Below are 19,920 nucleotides of genomic sequence, written 5' to 3' on the forward strand. Positions count from 1 at the left end.
GAGGAATTGATATGTTAGTATCTACAAAATGGTTGAGTGAGTATGTAAATATAGAGGGTATTGCTGTTGCAGATCTTGCGGAGAAAATTACACGTTCTGGGATTGAAGTTGATTCCATAATTGACCGTTCACATGACATGACAAATGTAGTTGTGGGCTATGTGGTGGAATGTGTCAAACATCCGGAAGCGGATAAGTTGAACATTTGCCAAGTGGACGTTGGAGAAGAAACCACACAAATTATTTGTGGTGCATCAAACGTTGCAGCAGGGCAGAAAGTCATCGTTGCACGTCCGGGCGCAGTGCTACCAGGCGGCATGAAAATTAAAAAAGCAAAACTACGCGGTGAAGAATCGAACGGAATGATTTGTTCACTTCAAGAACTTGCGATTGAAGGAAAGCTCGTACCGAAAGCCTATGCAGAAGGAATCTACGTTCTTCCTGAATCTGCTGTACCTGGTTCAGACGCACTTCCATTGCTTGGTCTTGATGATCAAGTGCTTGAATTCGATTTAACGCCAAACCGTTCAGACGCACTTAGTATGATAGGGGTTGCGTATGAAGTTGGTGCGATTTTATCACAAGGCATTCAGCTCCCTGAAATTACCTACACGGCTTCAAATGAAAAAGCAGAAGATATGCTGAAACTGCGCATCGATGCGAAAGAAGACAATCCGATGTACGTAGCGAAAGTCGTGAAAAACGTTAAAGTTGAAGCTTCGCCGTTATGGCTTCAAAACCGTTTGATGGCTGCTGGCGTACGTCCACACAACAACGTTGTCGATATCACAAACTTTGTGTTGATGGAATACGGCCAGCCACTTCATGCATTTGACTATGACCGTCTTGAAACAGGTGAAATCGCTGTCCGACTTGCAGAACAAGGTGAAAAAATCACGACATTGGATGATGCTGAACGGACGCTTGAAGCGCATCAACTTGTCATTACAAACGGTAAAGAACCTGTAGCGATTGCTGGCGTAATGGGTGGATTAAATACGGAAGTACATGATGGAACGACTACAGTTGTCATCGAATCAGCTTACTTCGCACCAGGATCTGTCCGCCGCACATCCAGAGAGCTTGGACTGCGTAGTGATGCGAGTACACGCTTTGAAAAAGGAGTCGATCCTAATCGGGTCGAAGCAGCAGCAGAACGTGCCGCGCAACTTATGGCTGAAATCGCGGGTGGCGAAGTGCTTGCTGGTTCAGTCATTGTTGATGAACTCGATAAAACACCTGTACGCATTACTGTTTCACCGGATTATATCAACAACCGCCTGGGTATGAAGATCCCTCTTGAAGAAATGCTAGCTATTTTAGATGGATTGCAAATCCCTACAGAAGCGGTGAACGGAAAACTTATCATTGACGCACCGACACGCAGGCAGGATCTTCGAATCCAAGAAGATATTATCGAAGAGATTGCACGGATGTACGGCTACGACTTGATTCCAATGACACTTCCAGTAACTGAATCAACACCGGGTGGATTGTCACCGTACCAGTCGAAACGTCGTACAGTTAGAGCGTTCCTTGAAGGCGCAGGACTCTACCAGGCACTGACGTATTCATTGACATCTAAGGAACAAGCTCAAAGCTACGCGCTTGAAACAGCACCTGTTACTGAACTTTTGATGCCTATGAGTGAAGATCGCAGTATCCTTCGTCAAAGCCTTATTCCGCATCTTCTTGAAGCAGCGACATATAACGTTGCACGCCGTATGGAATCTGTGGCGCTTTATGAAACGGGATCGGTCTTCCTTGGTGAACAGGAAGATGGTCTGCCACAGGAAGTTGAACATGTTGCAGCTGTTATTACTGGCAAATGGGTCGACCATGCATGGCAAGCCGAAACAAAATCGGTTGACTTTTTCGTACTAAAAGGGATTGTCGAAGGCATGATGGACAGTCTTGGACTTGTTGAAGGTCTGTCATTCGAACAAACTGTTCTGGATGGGATGCATCCTGGGCGGACAGCAAACATTTTCCAAAACGGCAAACGGATTGGTTTGATTGGACAAATTCACCCGACAGAACAGAAAAAACGTGATTTGAAAAACACGTATGTAATGGAAATGAACCTTGCTAAAATCTTGGCGATTGAAACGGATGAATTGCTATACGTTCCGGTTCCACGATTCCCGTCGAGTTCTAGGGATATCGCGCTTGTCGTATCGAGCGGGACATCAGCAGGAATGCTTAGGGATGTCATCCGAAGTGCTGGCGGCAAGTTGTTGAAAGATGTTAGATTGTTTGATCTGTACGAAGGGGATAACGTTGAGGAAGGCAAGAAATCACTTGCATTCTCTCTGACATATGCAGACCCTGAGCGCACATTGACAGACGAAGAAGTCGTCAAAGCGCATGGAAAAGTATTGAATGCATTAACGACTGAAGCAGGAGCATTGCTTCGCGGATAAATTCAAAAAGCCGCACACGGAGTTTCGATTCCGTGTGCGGCTTTTTGAATTAAATAGGGTGATTCGTTATATAATTTCCGCGAAGAGTTGCAGTTAGAATCTCGAAGTTGCAATTAGAAACAAAAAGTTACAATTAAAAATGTAAATTTGCAATTAGAACTCCAGAGTTTCAATTACAGTGATCCCTTGGCATTCTTTGCTTAGATTTTCGCAGAGTACGCGAAAATCACGCAGAAACCGGACTCTTCGTTGTCCGGTTTTGCAATTAGAGATGTGAAGTTACAATTAGAACTCTAGAGTTTCAATTACTGTGATCCCCCGGCATTCTTTGCTTAGATTTTCGCAGAGTACGCGAAAATCACGCAGAAACCGGACTCTTCGTTGTCCGGTTTTGCAATTAGAAATGTGAAGTTACAATTAGAACTCTAGAGTTTCAATTACTGTGATCCCCCGGTACTCTTTGCTTAGACTTTCGCACAGATGCAAAGTTGAGATTGAGATACGAAAGTAGCTATTACATTTTAAAAGTTGGTATTAGAATTCGGATGTTGTGATTACACTTCGAAAAATCAACTTCTTTTCCTTATCGCAATAGCCTTTGCTTTCCCCGCATTCGCAAAATGCCATTTCGTCAAAGACTTCAACTTTTCTTCACCGCTTTTCAACAAAATCCTGGCAGCTACTTCATCCACTTTGGGTCCCGCGCCTTTCGGCAGTGTCATACCTGCTATCTCACTCAACTTATCCATTTCTTCTAAAAACGCAACACGTGCAATAATTGACGCAGCTGCAACAGACATATGAAGTCCTTCCGCTTTCGTCGAAAACAGCACATTCTCACGCACAATTTCAGACTCCGCTTTGATGTGATTATAATAAATGCCGCGTTCTGCAAATTGGTCAATCAAAATATAATCGGGTTTCTCTCCGTCCATTTTCCGGAGTACATGCTTAAGTGCTTGATTATGAAGGAGAGCCTTAATCTTTCCTTGAGACCAGCCGCTAGCTTGTACTTCATTGTATTTCTCGTTTTCAAGCGTCAGCACACTATAAATGAGTGCCTCCTGTAAATCAGGTGCGATTTTTCGCATGAGGTCATCTGTTAGCATTTTTGAATCTTTTACACCAAGTTCGCGAACGAGTTCTACTTGATCGGCACGGACGAAACAAGCTGCTACAGTGACAGGTCCGAAGAAATCACCCGTTCCAGTTTCATCTGACCCAAGAACGGATAGTTGTGCTAACCCTACAGGTAGCACATCACCTTTTGTTTTCACCGAAACAGACCCAGCTTTAACTTCCGCAGTACCCCAACGCGCGGCTTCCCGTTCAGATCCTGCGCCCTGGAACAGCACTTTTCCGGACTTGTAGGCTGTAATTGAGGTATCGGGTAGTTTCGCCGCAAAGACGACACCAGGTGCGTTGCGTACGACTTTTGAAGACGTGTAATGATTTATCACTTTTTTCATATCTTGACTGTTTACAATAATAACTTGATTACTCAATTTATAACTTCCTTTCGTCGACTTAATTCACAACTAAAACCATTTCGTGGTATGATTAATCACAGAGTTTTTTATGTGGGAGGTCGTATCATTGGCAGACGAACAGAAGACACGCATAGCAGTTGACATATACGGACAGACCTATAAAATGGTCGGTACCGAAACAAGCACTCATATGCGGCTGGTCGCCTCGATGGTCGATGAAAGGATGAGGGAAATCAGTGCCCATAACCCTTATCTCGACAGTACAAAAATCGCTGTGCTTACCGCTGTTAATAGTGTACATGATTATCTTAAATTAAAAAAACAAGTTGAACAAATGGAAGAAGAATTGAATAAGCTGAAGGGTTGACGGTATTACATGCTTGATTTATTAATTATTTTCCTCCTATTCGGGGGACTCGTAACAGGATTTAGACGGGGACTTATTGTCCAAATTATACATATGACAGGATTCATCATCGCACTTGTTGTCGCTTACTCGTACTATAAACAACTTGCGGAAACGTTTGTTCTATGGGTTCCTTATCCGGGTGTTACAGCAGGTTCGAAATTATCCATGACAGTCGAACAACTTGATCTAGATGGGACATTCTATCAATTACTGGCGTTTGTTTTGATATTTCTTGTCGTCAAATTTGGATTGCAGCTCATTGCATCTATGTTTGATTTCCTAAAGTATTTGCCTGTCCTCGGTTTCATAGCACGTATTACGGGGGCTTTGTTCGGATTTGTCGAATTCTATATACTTATGTTCCTTGTGTTCTATTTGCTGGCTATGCTACCGATAGAGTTTATTCAAGACCAGATAAGTCATTCATTGCTGGCTAAGTCGATGTTTGAACATACACCGCTGTTGTCAGAAGCGGTGAAAAAATGGTGGTTCATCTATACAAACTGACGGCTTCCCCCTTTTTGGAGGGAGGCTTTTTTCTAGAATTGTCTATCTACGGCGGCCGAAAGTAAAATGCCGCTTCCGCATTTCAGAACAGGAGGGCTTTTAGTGAATAAAAAAACAATCATTCGCACGTTTGAAAAAATCGCTTTATACATGGAGTTACTGGGGGAAAACCATTTCAAAGTAGCTGCATTTAGAAAAGCTGCCAACGTGCTTGAACTAGATCCACGCAGTTTAGCAGAAATGGATGATATTTTGAAGTTGAAAGGGATTGGCAAAGGCACAGGTGCTGTTATTACCGACTTGCTAGAAAAAGGAGAGTCGGATCTTCTGAAAGAAATGGAAGAGGCTGTGCCAAAAGGGCTTGTTCCTTTGTTGAAAATCCCGGGTCTTGGCGGCAAAAAAATCGCCAAACTGCGTGAGGCGCTCGGCATCGATTCAGTCGAATCACTCCATGCGGCATGCCTTGCAGGGGACGTGAGTAAAGTCGCCGGTTTTGGCAAGAAAACGGAAGACAATATTTTGAGTGAAATTGAAATTTTAGGAACTCGGCAAGGGAAATTCCCGCATTGGCAAATGGAGAAAGTCGTTACATTTGTTGAACAGGAACTTCGTTTGATAGCAGAGATTAACCATTTTTCTGTTGCGGGAAGTTATCGGCGAACGGAAGAGGAAAGCAGTGACGTTGATTTCATAATTGTGACGAACGAGCCCGCAAAAGTTCGCGAAAAACTACTTGCAACATTGCCGCTTATCGCAACGATTGCGGCAGGGGATGCGAAATTGTCTGTAACACTCGACTTGGAAGAAGCAATTGACGCCGATTTCCGGTTTGTGAAAGCAGAACAATTCGCAAGTGCCATTCATCACTTCACAGGCTCGAAAGATCATAACGTCAAGATGCGTCAGCTTGCGAAATCTAGGGGAATGAAAATAAGTGAATACGGTGTGGAGAATGAAGATGGTTCCGTCGAGACCTTCGATTCGGAAGAACAATTCTTCGCTCACTTCGGTTTGCCGTTCATCCCGCCTGCGGTGCGAAGAAATGGCAGTGAAATCGATCGTGTCGATGAACTCGCCGGCTTAGTGGCGCTTGAAGACATCCGTTCAGATCTGCATATGCATACAACGTGGTCAGACGGAGCGTACTCAATCCGTGAAATGGTTGAGGCCTGCCGTGCTAAAGGCTATTCCTATATGGTTATCACAGACCATACGCAGTACCTCAAAGTTGCGAACGGACTAACGCCTGAACGTTTACGCGAACAAATCGCGGAAATCCGTTCGTTGAATAAAGAATACGACGACATCGAAATATTTTGCGGAACGGAAATGGACATACTTCCTGACGCTACGCTCGATTTCGATGATGAACTACTCAGTGAGCTAGATTTTGTCATCGCGTCTATTCACTCTAATTTCAGTCAATCACAAGAACTGATTATGGAACGCCTTCTTACGGCTATGAAAAATCCGCATGTCGATATGATTGCGCACCCGACTGGCCGTATCGTAGGTCAAAGGGAAGGCTATAATCCCGATGTACCTCAACTCATCCAATGGGCGAAGGAATATGGTAAAATACTTGAGTTGAATGCGAATCCATACCGGCTTGACCTTGCGACTGATCACCTTATCATGGCGCAGGAAGCTGGAGTTACTATTGCCATCAATACAGATGCACATGCGATCGAACAACTAAATTATATGACTACTGGTGTAAACTACGGTAAAAAAGCTTGGCTGAAAAAAGATACGGTCGTAAATACGTGGCCGCTTGATAAATTTATCCGCGACATTGTGCGGAAGTGAAAGGAAGTGTAAGACATTGGAAAACCGTGTCTTAAAAACACTTGAGTTCGATAAAATCCGGGATATGGCAGCAACTCATTGCACATCATTCGCCGGTCGATCTTATATGGAGAAGTTAGTACCTGTCAGCGATTTTGACGAAGTTGTAAAACTGCTTGAAGAAACGGACGAAGGCTTATCGATACTTCGTGTCCGTGGCAATGTGCCAATGGGCGGCATCAGTGATATTAGACCCCATGCTAAACGTGCACAAATGGGTGGCATGCTAAGTGCATATGAGCTGATGGAAACGGCCAACACAATTCGTGCGAGCCGGAATCTGCGTCAATTCATCGAGGCAATTGTGGCCGATGAAGATATTGAAATCCCTCATTTCATCGTGAAAAAAGATGCCATTCCGATTTTGACAGGCCTGGAACATGAAATCAATGCATGCATTGACGACAATGCGCATGTTGTTGACAGCGCATCAGGGTCGCTGCGTACAATTCGACAAGGGTTGCGAATGCAGGAAGGCCGTGTACGTGAGAAACTGGAAAGTTATACACGTGGGAAGAACGCTGCAACAATGTTATCTGATGCGATTGTCACTATCCGGAATGACCGTTATGTGATTCCTGTAAAGTCAGAGTATCGTTCGCATTACCGTGGTGTTATTCACGATATGTCGTCGTCTGGTCAAACGCTTTTCATCGAGCCGGATGCAGTGGTACAAGCAAATAATGAGATTAGAAGATTAAAATTGCAGGAACAGGAAGAGATTGAGAAAATCCTTATCGATCTATCCGCGAAAGTGCAGGAAGTAGCACATGATCTATTCACACTTGTTGCGATATTATCTGAAATCGACGTTATCCTTGCGAAAGCAAAGTTTGGAAAAGCGCATAAATGTACGAAACCTGAAGTGAATAATAAAGGATATATTCGTCTAACGAAAGCACGACATCCCTTGTTGTCGATGGAAGAGGCAGTTGCGAATACAATTGAATTCGGTAAAGACATCACAACAATCGTTATTACTGGACCTAATACGGGCGGGAAGACGGTCACGTTGAAAACGGTAGGATTATGCACGTTGATGGCGCAAGCTGGTCTGCCAATTCCAGCACTTGATGGCTCTGAAGTTGCAGTGTTCGATTCGGTCTATGCGGATATCGGGGACGAGCAGTCAATTGAGCAAAGTCTTAGTACATTCTCCTCGCATATGGTGAATATCGTCGATATTTTAGAGAAATATGATGACCGTTCCCTTATTATATTCGATGAGCTCGGTTCAGGTACGGATCCGCAGGAAGGTGCGGCACTTGCCATCTCAATTCTAGATGAAGTACATGGACGTGGTGCAAGGGTAATGGCGACAACCCATTATCCAGAGCTAAAAGCATATGGCTATAACCGTCCGGGCGTTGCCAATGCCAGCGTAGAATTTGATGTAGACACGCTAAGTCCGACATACCGCTTGTTAATAGGTGTTCCAGGGCGTAGTAATGCGTTTGAAATTTCAAAGCGTCTAGGATTGCAGGACCGGGTCATTAATCGAGCGAAGAAATTCACGGGCACAGATCGCAGTGAAGTCGATTCAATGATCCTGTCGCTCGAGACAAGCCGTGTTCAATCAGAAAAAGATGCAGAAGAAACGCATGACATCTTACTGGAAACAAATCGCTTGAAACGTGAACTGGAAGTAAAACTTGCCGAGTTCGAGAACAAAAAAGAACGTATGGAAGAAAAAGCGAAAGAAAAAGCGAGAAAAATCATTGAAGACGCGAAGCGTGAATCGGAGGCAGTTATTTCAGATTTACGTGCAATGCGACTAAATGTTGGCGCAAACGTAAAAGAGCACGAATTGATTGAAGCTCGTAAACGTCTAGAAGGTGCTGCCCCTGCTGAAGCGAAGAAGAAAGCAATTAAAGCGAAGGCAGCGCCAAGGGACCTCCAAACAGGTGACGAAGTGAAAGTACTCAGTTACGGTCAAAAAGGGACGCTCATTGATAAAGTCTCGGATAATGAATGGATTGTCCAAATCGGCATTTTGAAAATGAAGCTTGACGAATCAGGACTGGAATATGTTAAGCCTGAAAAAGAGAAAAAACAGTATATATCGACTTCAGTAATAGGACGGGAAACACATGTCAAAATGGAACTCGATCTGCGGGGAGAGCGCTATGAAGATGCAATTTTCCGCACAGAGAAATATTTGGACGATGCCCTTCTATCGAATTATCACCAAGTGTCAATTATTCATGGCAAAGGGACCGGGGCATTAAGGCAGGGTATCCAGCAATTTTTGAAAAATCACAGCCGTGTGAAAACGTACCGGTTCGGTGAAGCAAGTGAAGGCGGACACGGCGTTACTGTTGTAGAATTGAAATAGTTCAACTGTATACGTTGAACTATTGAATACGATAGTAATACCCAGCGTAGGCGCCTAACAGGGGTAGCCGAAGCCATAAGACTGATAGCGCAGCGGTCAGGCTTATGGCGGGAGGCATCCCCTAGCGCCGAAGCGGTATTCAATGGAATCATTAACTCAACCAATATAGTGGGGAAAACTCTTTTGAAACTCCATGCAATGATAAATAAGTATATCCCCATTTTTGAAACCTTTTACGTACTTATCCGTATAGGAAGGAATGACCAAACGTAAAAGGAGTCGAATGCTATGAATCAAACCGGATTTTGGAATCATCCATTAGTAGAATCAGCTGGCTACTTCAGTGTAGTTGTCCTTTGTCTGATTGTGTCGATGGTGATTTTTGAGCTCGTAACAAAATATAAGAACTGGGAAGAAATCCGAAAAGGAAATGTTGCAGTCGCACTTGCAACAGGTGGGAAAATATTTGGGGTAGCAAATATTTTTCGATACTCAATCGAACAGCATAATTCATTGCCTCAAATGATTGGCTGGGGGTTGTTTGGATTTACCCTGCTTATTTTCGCCTATCTGTTGTTTGAATTCCTTACACCTAAATTCAATATTGATAAGGAAATTGAAGCAGATAATCGCGCTGTCGGTTTCATATCCTTGACAATATCAGTGGGACTTTCATTCGTTATAGGAGCAAGTATTTCATAAGGGTTGTGAAGTTATGGAGAAATTAGCCAAAATATTACTCGTTGTCTGCGTAGTATTTATTGCGGTAGGTATTTATTGGATGATAGCAAACACACCTTAACCAGTTTATTCTGTTTAAGGTTTTTTTATGTAAATAATAAATTCTATTTGAAACCTGCATTACTTACCCCTATAATTAGAATTAGGAATATTCAAAGAATTAAAGAGTGGAAAAAGGGGGCTTTTTATGACAATGAAACCTTGGCTGGATTTGTATCCCGCTGAAATCTCAAAGACACTGGACTATGAACACATTCCTATTCAGGAATTCCTGACAAGATCCAGTGAAAAATATCCTGACAAGACGGCTATGCATTTCCTGGGGAAAAACATTTCGTTTAAAGAGTTTCATGAATCATCTTTGAAGTTTGCAAACTATTTGACATCTATCGGAATAGTCAAAGGGGACCGGGTTGCAATTATGCTTCCAAACTGTCCACAAGGGGCAATTGCCTACTATGGAACTTTGTATATAGGTGCAATCGTCGTTCAAACGAATCCTCTTTATACGGAGCGTGAAGTGGCTTATCAAATGGTCGATTCTGGGGCGAAAGCAATCATTTCACTCGATATTCTATTTCCGCGAATTTCGAAAATCGTTAAAGACACGAAACTCGAGCATGTAATAATAACAGGAATAAAAGACTACCTGCCGTTTCCTAAGAACCTTATCTATCCATTCATTCAGAAAAAAGAACACGGGATTACAGTAAAAGTTGAGCACCGTGGGATGAACCATCTATTTACTGAAATTATGAAAATCGCAAAATCAGATCCGGTTAGTTATGATTTTGATTACGAAGCAGATATTGCGTTGCTACAATATACGGGTGGCACAACGGGTTCTCCAAAAGGGGTCATGTTGACGCACGCCAATTTAATTTCTAACGTTAAAATGTGTGGTGAATGGTTGTATAAGTGTAAAGAAGGCGAAGAAACAGTCATGGGTATTTTGCCATTCTTCCACGTATATGGAATGACAACCGTATTAATTCTTTCTGTCATGCAAGGGAATAGAATGGTACTTATCCCTAAGTTTGATTTTGAAACGGCTTTGAAAGCAATCGATAAACAAAAGCCAACCTTATTCCCTGGAGCACCTACTATCTATATTGGACTATTAAATCATCCTGATTTGAAGAAATATGATTTGTCATCCATTAAAGCATGTATTAGTGGTTCTGCCGCATTACCGGTCGAAGTGCAGCAAAAATTCGAGAGAGTCACTGGCGGGAAACTCGTCGAAGGGTACGGCCTTACGGAAACGTCTCCTGTAACCCATTCAAATTTCGTGTGGGCAGACAAACGAGCTAAAGGATCAATTGGTGTTCCATGGCCAGATACTGATTCTTGCATACTGGGTCCTGAGTCATCGGAACCGCTGGCGAATGGAGAAATCGGTGAAATTGCGGTGAAAGGCCCTCAAGTAATGAAAGGCTATTGGAATAGACCTGAAGATACAGAACAGACTTTCCGCGATGGCTGGTTTTTGACCGGGGATCTCGGATATATGGACGACGAGGGTTATTTCTATGTCGTGGATCGCAAAAAAGATATAATTATAGCAAGCGGTTTCAATATTTATCCGCGGGAAATCGAAGAGGTTCTTTATGAACACGAAGCGATACAGGAATGTATCATTGCGGGTATCCCAGATCCGTACAGAGGAGAAACAGTTAAAGCCTATATTGTCTTAAAACAAGGAGCTACTTTAACTGAAGAAGAGCTTGATAAATATTGTCGAGAGAACTTAGCGTCGTTTAAAGTTCCACGACTTTATGAATTCCGTACAGAGTTGCCGAAAACAGCTGTCGGGAAAATTTTACGCCGTGCTTTGATTGATGAAGAAAAAAAGAAAGCCGAAAAGGAATTACTTCTACTGTGATGTAATGCTTGACATAGCGGCCGTTAACAACTAATATGAAAATATGAATGAATCATCATTCATATTTTCATTATTGGTGGTGATATATAGATATGAAACGGGATAGACCAAAATATAAGCAAATAGTCGATGCGGCAGTCATAGTCATTGCTGAAAACGGATACCACCAAGCCCAAGTTTCGAAGATAGCAAAAGAAGCGGGCGTTGCTGACGGGACAATCTATCTTTACTTCAAAAATAAAGAAGATATCCTGATATCTGTTTTTAGAGAAAAAATGGCGATTTTCGTCAATAACGTCGAAGTTATATTGGAACAGGATATTGATACATCCGAAAAACTATTCAGGATGATAGACAGTCATTTCCGCATTTTGCATGAAGATCGTCACTTGGCAATCGTTACGCAACTTGAACTTCGTCAATCGAATAAAGAATTACGTCTCCGAATTAACGAAGTACTAAAAGAATATTTAATGCTTCTCGATGCAATTCTGAAAGAGGGAATCGTAAATGGGGCGCTTGACGAAGGCCTAGATATCCGACTTGCTAGACAAATGGTATTTGGCACAATTGACGAAACAATCACTTCATGGGTGATGAATGATCAAAAATATGATTTAATGAAACTATCACCCGAAGTACATAGGCTGATTATGAATGGAATGAAAGGGTAACTTGATTCAAGTTAAGCAGCCTCCGGCGGATGTCACAAATTTTGAAGGGAGTTCGGGAAGGCAACCAAAGTTCGCCGCGTCCTGCGGCAAAGGTTGCATACCTGCATCCTGCAGGCACAATTCAAAATTTGGACGCAAATACGCCGAGGCGTATTTGATAGAAAGTGGGGATGGGGAGAAATGGAGTTTCTTACTGTAGCAATTGACGATGGGGTAGCTGTTGCGACAATTAACAGGCCACCCGCGAATGCGCTTTCACGTGCACTCATACTGGAAGTGGATGCATTACTTGATCAAGTGGAGAACGACGATTCTGTACGGGTCATCGTCTTTCACGGACAAGGCAAATTTTTCTCGGCTGGAGCAGATATTAAAGAATTTACATCTGTCACTTCTGGCGAGGAGTTTTCAAAACTTTCCGCAAGCGGACAAGAAGTTTTTGAACGGCTTGAACGTTTCTCTAAACCAGTTATTGCCGCCATTCATGGCGCAGCGCTAGGTGGTGGGCTTGAATTAGCGATGGCCTGTCATATGCGGATCGTAACTGAAAACGCGAAACTTGGATTGCCGGAATTGCAATTGGGTCTAATCCCTGGGTTTGCTGGGTCACAGCGTCTTCCACGCTACGTAGGCATGCCGAAAGCAGCGGAGATGTTATTAACCAGTGATCCAATCAGTGGGGTAGAAGCAGCTCGTCTAGGACTTGCCAATCATGCTTACACAGACGAAGAACTTCTGCCTAAAACAATGGAGCTCGCTCAGAAAATTGCTAAGAAGGGTCCTGTCGCAGTGAAAGCTGCACTAGAGATGCTGCAATTTACCAAGCACCCTTCTTATTATGAAGGCGTGAAAGCTGAAGCTGATTCATTTGGTGAGGTTTTTGTCTCAGAGGATGCAAAAGAAGGAATCCAAGCATTCCTTGAAAAGCGTGTACCTGTATTTAAAGGGAAATAATTAAAAAGTTGGGGAGGTCTGTAATATGAATATTTATGTACTAGTTAAACGGACATTTGATACAGAGGAAAAGATCACGGTTTCTAACGGTAAAATTTCTGAGGATGGTGCGGAGTTCATCATCAATCCTTATGACGAATATGCAATTGAAGAAGCTATCCAGGTACGCGACGCAAATGACGGAGAAGTGACTGTCATTACAATCGGTGGAGAAGACGCAGAAAAACAACTTCGCACAGCGCTTGCAATGGGTGCGGACAAAGCGGTTCTTATCGATACTGAAGATGACCTTGATGAAATGGATGAATTCACATCCGCTAAAATTATCGCTGAGTATTTGAAAGATAAAGAAGTAGATTTGATTCTTGCAGGAAACGTTGCAATTGATGGCGGTTCTGGACAAGTTGGTCCGCGTGTGGCTGAACTTCTAGGCATTAACTACGTAACGACAATTACGAACCTTGAAATCAACGGTACATCCGTCAAAATCATTCGTGATGTTGAAGGGGATTCTGAAACAATCGAAACGTCACTGCCACTATTAGTGACTGCTCAGCAAGGTCTTAACGAACCACGCTACCCATCACTTCCAGGCATCATGAAAGCGAAGAAAAAGCCGCTTGAAAAGCTTGAACTGGATGATCTTGACCTGGAAGAAGATGACGTAGAAGCGAAAACACAAACAATCGAAATTTACCTTCCGCCGCAAAAAGCCGCTGGACGTATTCTAGAAGGCGAAGTTGCAAATCAAGTGATAGAACTTGTAAATCTGCTTAAAAATGAAGCTAAAGTAATCTAATCAGACTTTTAATTGTAATGGAGGGACTATAGATGTCTAAAAAAGTAGTAGTACTAGGGGAAGCGCGAGAAGGGGCATTGCGTAACGTTTCATTCGAAGCGATTGCAGCTGCTAAAAAGATTTCTGGAGGCGGAGAGGTTGTCGGGGTATTGCTCGGCGATGCTGTTCAGTCACTTGCAGAAGAAATGATTCATTACGGAGCAGACCGTGTCGTTACTGTGGAACATCCACATTTGAAACTTTATACTTCTGATGCATTCAGCCAAGCGTTCATGGCAGTTTACGAACAGGAAAAACCGGAAGCTATTGTGTTCGGTCACACAGCTTTAGGGAAAGATTTGTCACCTAAGATTGCTAGTAAACTAGCATCAGGTTTAATCTCTGATGTAACTGCTATTGAAGGCGAAGGTGATGCTGCGGTATTCATCCGTCCAATCTTCTCTGGTAAAGCCTTCGAAAAAGTGAAGAACAAAGACGGACTTCTATTCATTACAGTACGTCCGAATAACATTGCACCTCTAGAGCACGACGCAGGCCGAACAGGCGGCGTAGCTGCACTAGCTGTTGATGTTACAAATCTTCGTACAATCATCTCAGAAGTTATTCGGAAATCGACAGAGGGTGTCGATCTTTCAGAAGCGAAAGTTGTTGTTGCAGGGGGCCGCGGCGTGAAAAGTGCGGAAGGCTTCGAACCATTGCAAGAACTTGCGACGCTTTTGGGTGGAGCAATCGGTGCATCTCGCGGAGCGTGTGACGCGGATTACTGTGACTATTCTCTACAAATCGGACAAACTGGTAAAGTCGTTACACCGGACTTGTACATTGCCGCAGGTATTTCGGGTGCAATCCAGCATATGGCAGGAATGTCCAACTCAAAAGTAATCGTGGCAATCAATAAAGATTCAGAAGCGAATATTTTCAAAGTAGCAGATTACGGAATCGTCGGTGACCTATTCGAGGTTATTCCGATGATGATTGAAGAAATTAAAAAAATCAAGACGAACTGATTCAAATCGGAGCTCCCTCAACAGTGGGGAGCTTCTTTTAATAACTAAGCATATATTTAGCCCGTAATATAGCTGCATGCTATAATACAGACATAGGTTATCTATTAAGAGGAGGAAAAATTACTATGGCTATTATTCACGCGACTGATCAGAACTTTGACGAAAATATTAAAGAAGGACTTGTCCTTGTTGACTTTTGGGCACCTTGGTGTGGACCTTGTAAAATGATCGCTCCAGTTCTTGAAGAACTAGACGGCGAAATCGAAGGTAAAGCAAACATTGTTAAAGTTGACGTTGATGACAACCAGGAAACAGCTGGTAAATACGGTATCATGTCAATTCCTACTTTGGTTCTTTTCAAAGATGGAGAAATTGTTGATAAAGTTGTCGGTTTCAAACCGAAAGAAGCACTTGCTGAATTAATCGCAAAACACGCTTAATTATTTGAAAGAATAACCGGGTCCCTTCATTGGTACCCGGTTTTTTGGTAGGTGAATTATGTGAATGAGTTAATCGTAGAGAAGTTGGCTATATTACCGGAGTTGCCGGGTTGTTACTTGATGAAAGACAGGCAAGGGACAATCATTTATGTGGGAAAAGCGAAAGTGTTGAAAAATCGGGTTCGTAGTTATTTTACGGGTAGCCATGATGCTAAAACGCAGCGGCTTGTTGGAGAAATCGTAGACTTTGAATACATTGTCACGTCATCCAATCTTGAAGCGCTTGTCCTCGAGTTAAATCTTATCAAACAGTATGATCCGAAATATAATATCATGCTAAAAGATGATAAGACCTACCCTTATTTAAAATTAACAGCAGAGCGTCATCCGAAACTGATCATTACGAGACAGGTGAAAAAAGACAAAGGGAAGTACTTTGGTCCATATCCACATGCTTTTGCCGCCAGTGAAACGAAAAAATTGCTTGACCGACTCTATCCTTATCGAAAATGTCATACAATGCCGGATCGGGTCTGCTTGTATTACCATCTTGGCCAGTGCCTCGCCCCTTGTGTCAATGAAGTGGAGTTGGAAACGTACAAGGAAATGGTTGATGATATTACCCGTTTTTTGAATGGCGGCTATAAAAGTGTCAAAAAGGAATTGACGGGAAAAATGTCTGCGGCCGCGGAGAACTTGGAGTTTGAGCGAGCGAAAGAATACCGTGATCAAATTGTTAATATTGAAGCGGTTATGGAAAAACAGGCGATGACGATGAATGATTTCACTGATCGAGATGTCTTCGGATTTTCTGTAGACAATGGCTGGATGTGTGTTCAAGTCTTTTTCGTCCGTCAAGGAAAATTAATTGAACGGGATGTATCGCTATTCCCCGTTTATCAAGAACCGGAAGAAGAACTGCTAACGTTCATCGGACAGTTTTACGGCAAGTCTCAACATCTAATCCCTAAAGAAATCCTGTTACCTCAAGGGATTGACAGTGAAATCGTCCGTCAGCTTCTGGATGTACCTGTATTCATTCCACAGCGCGGTAAAAAGAAAGATCTTGTCCATCTTGCCATCAAGAATGCCGAGATTTCATTGAAAGAAAAGTTTCAACTAATTGAACGACAAGAACTCCGTACAATTGGTGCGTGTGAAGAACTTGGTAAGGCGATGAATATCACCATACCGTTCCTTATTGAAGCATTTGATAATTCCCATATGTATGGTTCAGATGCCGTCTCTGCGATGGTGTCGTTCCTTGACGGGAAACCGAACCGTAAAGATTACCGAAAGTATAAAACGATGACAGCGGCAGCACATGACGACTATGCCGCAATGCGTGAAGTTGTAAGACGGCGTTATATCCGTGTGCTCAGGGATGATTTGCCACTACCTGATCTTATCGTTATAGACGGTGGCAAAGGACATATGGAAGCAGCTAGGGAAATCATTGAAGATGAGCTAAACTTGTCGATTCCAATTGCCGGACTTGCAAAAGACGATAAACACCAGACGGCGCAGCTCCTTTATGGCAATCCGATTGAAATGATTCCGTTAAAGAGAACAAGTGAAGCGTTTTACTTGTTACAGAGAATTCAAGACGAAGTGCACAGGTTTGCAATCACATTCCATAGGCAACGGCGCGAAACGAATTCATTGACATCAGCACTTGATGGATTACCGGGCGTCGGACCGAAGCGGAAAACGATGTTGCTTAGACATTTTGAGTCTATGAAAAAGATTCGTGAAGCATCCGTTGAAGAGTTGCAACAAGCGGGCTTATCGTTAGCGGTTGCGAAATCAGTGGAAACGTATTTCCGTGAAGAGGCATTGCGAGAAGAGAAGTAATGTGATAGAGTGAACGCACTGCGTTTTTTCACTTATAATTTCATATGTAGTGAAGATAGAGGTGCGGGTACCAATAGTAGATCTCCGGAAGGCGGCAGCCTGATGAACGAGATTGAAAGGAGTATTCGCCGAAGCGGACCAATCGGCTGTCACGATTGTCCTGCTGGATTTCCATTGAATAAATGGAAGTCTGTCAGGTATAAAAATACCTGGAGAGCTATCTGAACGGAGCGTCTCTTAGGCGATAGCTCCAATCGGACCGGCTCTCATACTTATGAGGGCCGTTTTGCGTTCAGGGGGAAATTGGAGGGAAAATCATGGTACGAATTGTAATGAAATTCGGCGGCACATCAGTTGCGAACCCCGAAAGGATTGCACGCGCAGCAAAGCTTGTTCAAGGTGAAGTAAATCGGGGGAATCAAGTGGCGGTTATCGTTTCTGCAATGGGGAAAACAACGGACGATCTTCTAAAGCTCGCCGTAGAAGTTAATCCGAAAGCGGGCCGCCGTGAACTTGATATGCTACTTGCGACAGGTGAGCAAGTAACGGCATCCCTTCTAGCGATGGCAATTGCAGCACAAGGTTTGGAAGCTCGCTCATACACAGGGTGGCAAGCGGGCGTTACGACAGAATCAGTTCACGGCAATGCGCGAATCGAGCAAGTCCATGCGGATAAAATAGTGACAACGCTTGAATCGGGTGCTGTTGCAGTGATTACCGGTTTTCAAGGTGCTGACAGCTCGGGTGAGTTGACGACACTTGGTCGTGGGGGATCTGATACAAGTGCTGTCGCAATTGCAATTGCGATTGATGCAGCAATCTGTGATATTTACACAGATGTTGAAGGGGTATTTACGACGGATCCAAGATTAATTCGACAAGCCAAAAAGCTTGAGGAAATATCATATGATGAAATGCTTGAAATCGCGAATCTAGGCGCGGGGGTACTTCACCCAAGAGCGGTTGAGTTTGCCAAGAACCATCAAATGCCGCTTCGGGTCAGACCTGCGCATATGGAAGGTGAAGGAACAATTATCAAGGAGGAAATTGATTTGGAAAACAATTTAATTGTTCGGGGCATCGCCTTTGAAAGAGATATCATTCGGATTACAGTTATGTATGACGTTCCATACAATGGCTCGCTTGCGAATATATTCACTGCACTTGCGAATCACCATGTTAACGTCGATATTATTGTCCAGACAATTATGGAAGGCGTACAGCCGTCTGTTTCATTTTCTATCAAAAAAGAAGATTTCGCAGAAGCGATTAATGTTTTGGAAACAGAAAAAGAGGCCCTTGGTTACAGTAGAGCTGATTTTGAAGTGGGTCTTTCGAAAGTTTCAATCGTCGGAAGTGGAATGGTATCCAACCCAGGAGTTGCTGCGCAAATGTTTGAGATACTTCGTGGCGCATCGGTTCCTGTGAAAATGGTCAGTACGTCTGAAATCAAGGTATCCGTTGTTATTCCTGAATCGGATGTGGAAATAGCGGTAGCGGCGCTTCATAATCAATTCGGATTGGATGCAAATTGAAATGATTTATAGAAAAAGAAGATGCACCCGATTAGGGATGCATCTTCTTTTTCTAAAGATAAGATAGTATAAGTTATTCACATTGGGCGGTGTCTAGACTCCAGCGCTTTTCGGGTCTACCAAAGCGCTTACGCTTTTCTCATTGTCTAGCTCCAGCGCCTAGCCCCTAGACCCACACGAAGTGGGTCATGCAGCTGTTGCGACAGGACGTCGCGATCTTAGGCTGCCTTCCTCTGTCGCTTCAGTCCTTAAGTTAAAGGCAAAGTGCGCCTTTATCTTAAGGCCGTCCGACGTACAGGACGTACTAGTGCTGACGTTGCCACAGGACGTGGCGAATTTAGTTGGCCAGCGCTTTTCGGGCCTACTAAGGCGCTTACGCTTTTCTTATACCTCGACTTTCGTTTTCAAGTCCCATTTCACTTGGAAGTGGATGAGACCATCCTTAGCGTTGAATTCTCCGTAGCATTCAGTGAGCAATCCGCTAAATTTTTGGTACTGTTGTGCGATGAAACCGGCTTCAAGTTGGCAAGATCTGTTGTGGGCATTTGTATCGAAATCATTTTTTAACGAATAAAAAGCCTCGTCTTTCGACGTCTTTTCGAGATGAAGTGGGCCCCACCCGGCTTCTTGGAAGAATTTGGGTAGTTCATCAACACCGAAAATCGGAAATTTCCGAGCCGCTTCTTTTCCGGCCCAATAGAGGACTTCATCTTCGTGTTTCCCAAGGATACTTGGCAACACGTGATCTCGTAAAATTTCATAGCCAAAACGGGTCGGTGAATCATATGTAGTATTTTTCAATCGAATAAGCAACCCTTTCGGTTAAATGATAGCGTTAGTAAATCCTAAAGAATAATAATATGTTAAATTCGGGCGTGTCGAAAAGCCCACATCGTCTTGACCTCTTCAAAACGGAGGAGTACAATGGTTATGTCATAATATTGTACCACGAAGAGGTACGTCGTCAACGGTCGCTTCATGTCTAAATGATGACAGGGGCGAACTGAAGGACTCAGTTA

At 43.3% G+C, this 19,920-nt stretch carries 16 protein-coding genes and 1 riboswitch; of the genes, 14 read left to right on the forward strand and 2 right to left on the reverse strand.

All coding sequences use genetic code 11. The features are described from left to right. The first annotated feature begins 11 nt into the window (after positions 1 to 11). A complete protein-coding gene (pheT, locus tag H2672_RS05865; protein ID WP_186670179.1) occupies positions 12 to 2,423 on the forward strand; it encodes a phenylalanine--tRNA ligase subunit beta in 2,412 nt (803 codons plus the stop codon). 569 nt (positions 2,424 to 2,992) lie between these two features. Here the strand turns inward: pheT and rnhC are convergent. Next, on the reverse strand, positions 2,993 to 3,928 hold the full coding sequence (gene rnhC / locus H2672_RS05870; protein ID WP_186670181.1) for a ribonuclease HIII: 936 nt from the start codon (positions 3,926 to 3,928) through the stop codon (positions 2,993 to 2,995). Positions 3,929 to 4,001: 73 nt separating this feature from the next. On the opposite strand from rnhC, the gene zapA reads away from it, so the two are divergent. The 13 genes from zapA (at position 4,002) to H2672_RS05935 (ending at position 18,901) form a co-directional block, all read left to right on the forward strand. Continuing rightward, a complete protein-coding gene (gene zapA, locus H2672_RS05875) occupies positions 4,002 to 4,280 on the forward strand; it encodes a cell division protein ZapA (protein ID WP_370569611.1) in 279 nt (92 codons plus the stop codon). Between the two features lie 9 nt (positions 4,281 to 4,289). Then, complete coding sequence (locus tag H2672_RS05880) at positions 4,290 to 4,829, forward strand: CvpA family protein (protein WP_186670185.1); 540 nt, start codon at positions 4,290 to 4,292, stop codon at positions 4,827 to 4,829. Between the two features lie 102 nt (positions 4,830 to 4,931). After that, positions 4,932 to 6,638, forward strand: a complete 1,707-nt coding sequence (gene polX, locus H2672_RS05885) for a DNA polymerase/3'-5' exonuclease PolX (RefSeq protein WP_186670187.1) — start codon at positions 4,932 to 4,934, stop codon at positions 6,636 to 6,638. A 64-nt stretch (positions 6,639 to 6,702) separates the two neighbouring features. Further along, on the forward strand, positions 6,703 to 9,012 hold the full coding sequence (locus H2672_RS05890; RefSeq protein WP_370569612.1) for an endonuclease MutS2: 2,310 nt from the start codon (positions 6,703 to 6,705) through the stop codon (positions 9,010 to 9,012). 288 nt (positions 9,013 to 9,300) lie between these two features. Then, entirely contained in the window at positions 9,301 to 9,714 is a 414-nt protein-coding gene (locus H2672_RS05895; protein ID WP_186670191.1) for a DUF350 domain-containing protein, read from the forward strand. A 226-nt stretch (positions 9,715 to 9,940) separates the two neighbouring features. Next, on the forward strand, positions 9,941 to 11,638 hold the full coding sequence (locus tag H2672_RS05900) for an AMP-binding protein (RefSeq protein WP_186670193.1): 1,698 nt from the start codon (positions 9,941 to 9,943) through the stop codon (positions 11,636 to 11,638). Positions 11,639 to 11,730: 92 nt separating this feature from the next. Beyond that, complete coding sequence (locus H2672_RS05905; RefSeq protein ID WP_186670195.1) at positions 11,731 to 12,312, forward strand: fatty acid metabolism transcriptional regulator FadR; 582 nt, start codon at positions 11,731 to 11,733, stop codon at positions 12,310 to 12,312. 180 nt (positions 12,313 to 12,492) lie between these two features. Further along, the gene (locus H2672_RS05910) at positions 12,493 to 13,266 is read left to right on the forward strand and encodes an enoyl-CoA hydratase (protein WP_186670197.1); all 774 of its coding nucleotides are present in this window, start codon (positions 12,493 to 12,495) and stop codon (positions 13,264 to 13,266) included. 25 nt (positions 13,267 to 13,291) lie between these two features. Further along, entirely contained in the window at positions 13,292 to 14,065 is a 774-nt protein-coding gene (locus tag H2672_RS05915; RefSeq protein ID WP_186670199.1) for an electron transfer flavoprotein subunit beta/FixA family protein, read from the forward strand. Between the two features lie 32 nt (positions 14,066 to 14,097). Further along, a complete protein-coding gene (locus H2672_RS05920; RefSeq protein ID WP_186670201.1) occupies positions 14,098 to 15,072 on the forward strand; it encodes an electron transfer flavoprotein subunit alpha/FixB family protein in 975 nt (324 codons plus the stop codon). A gap of 125 nt (positions 15,073 to 15,197) precedes the next feature. Further along, positions 15,198 to 15,512: a thioredoxin gene (gene trxA / locus H2672_RS05925; RefSeq protein ID WP_186670203.1), complete on the forward strand. Its 315-nt coding sequence runs from the start codon at positions 15,198 to 15,200 to the stop codon at positions 15,510 to 15,512. 60 nt (positions 15,513 to 15,572) lie between these two features. Beyond that, positions 15,573 to 17,366 carry an excinuclease ABC subunit UvrC gene (gene uvrC / locus H2672_RS05930; RefSeq protein ID WP_186670205.1) on the forward strand — a complete coding sequence of 598 codons (1,794 nt, stop codon included), beginning with the start codon at positions 15,573 to 15,575 and terminating at the stop codon, positions 17,364 to 17,366. Positions 17,367 to 17,414: 48 nt separating this feature from the next. After that, positions 17,415 to 17,594: riboswitch (Lysine riboswitch) on the forward strand. Positions 17,595 to 17,683: 89 nt separating this feature from the next. Further along, on the forward strand, positions 17,684 to 18,901 hold the full coding sequence (locus H2672_RS05935) for an aspartate kinase (RefSeq protein WP_186670207.1): 1,218 nt from the start codon (positions 17,684 to 17,686) through the stop codon (positions 18,899 to 18,901). Between the two features lie 384 nt (positions 18,902 to 19,285). Here H2672_RS05935 and H2672_RS05940 read toward each other — a convergent pair whose 3' ends face one another. Continuing rightward, on the reverse strand, positions 19,286 to 19,702 hold the full coding sequence (locus H2672_RS05940) for a DUF2507 domain-containing protein (RefSeq protein ID WP_186670209.1): 417 nt from the start codon (positions 19,700 to 19,702) through the stop codon (positions 19,286 to 19,288). Positions 19,703 to 19,920 lie beyond the last annotated feature (218 nt).

Origin of the sequence: Sporosarcina sp. BP05, from assembly GCF_014282005.1 — a bacterium.
Taxonomy (GTDB): Bacteria; Bacillota; Bacilli; order Bacillales_A; family Planococcaceae; genus Sporosarcina.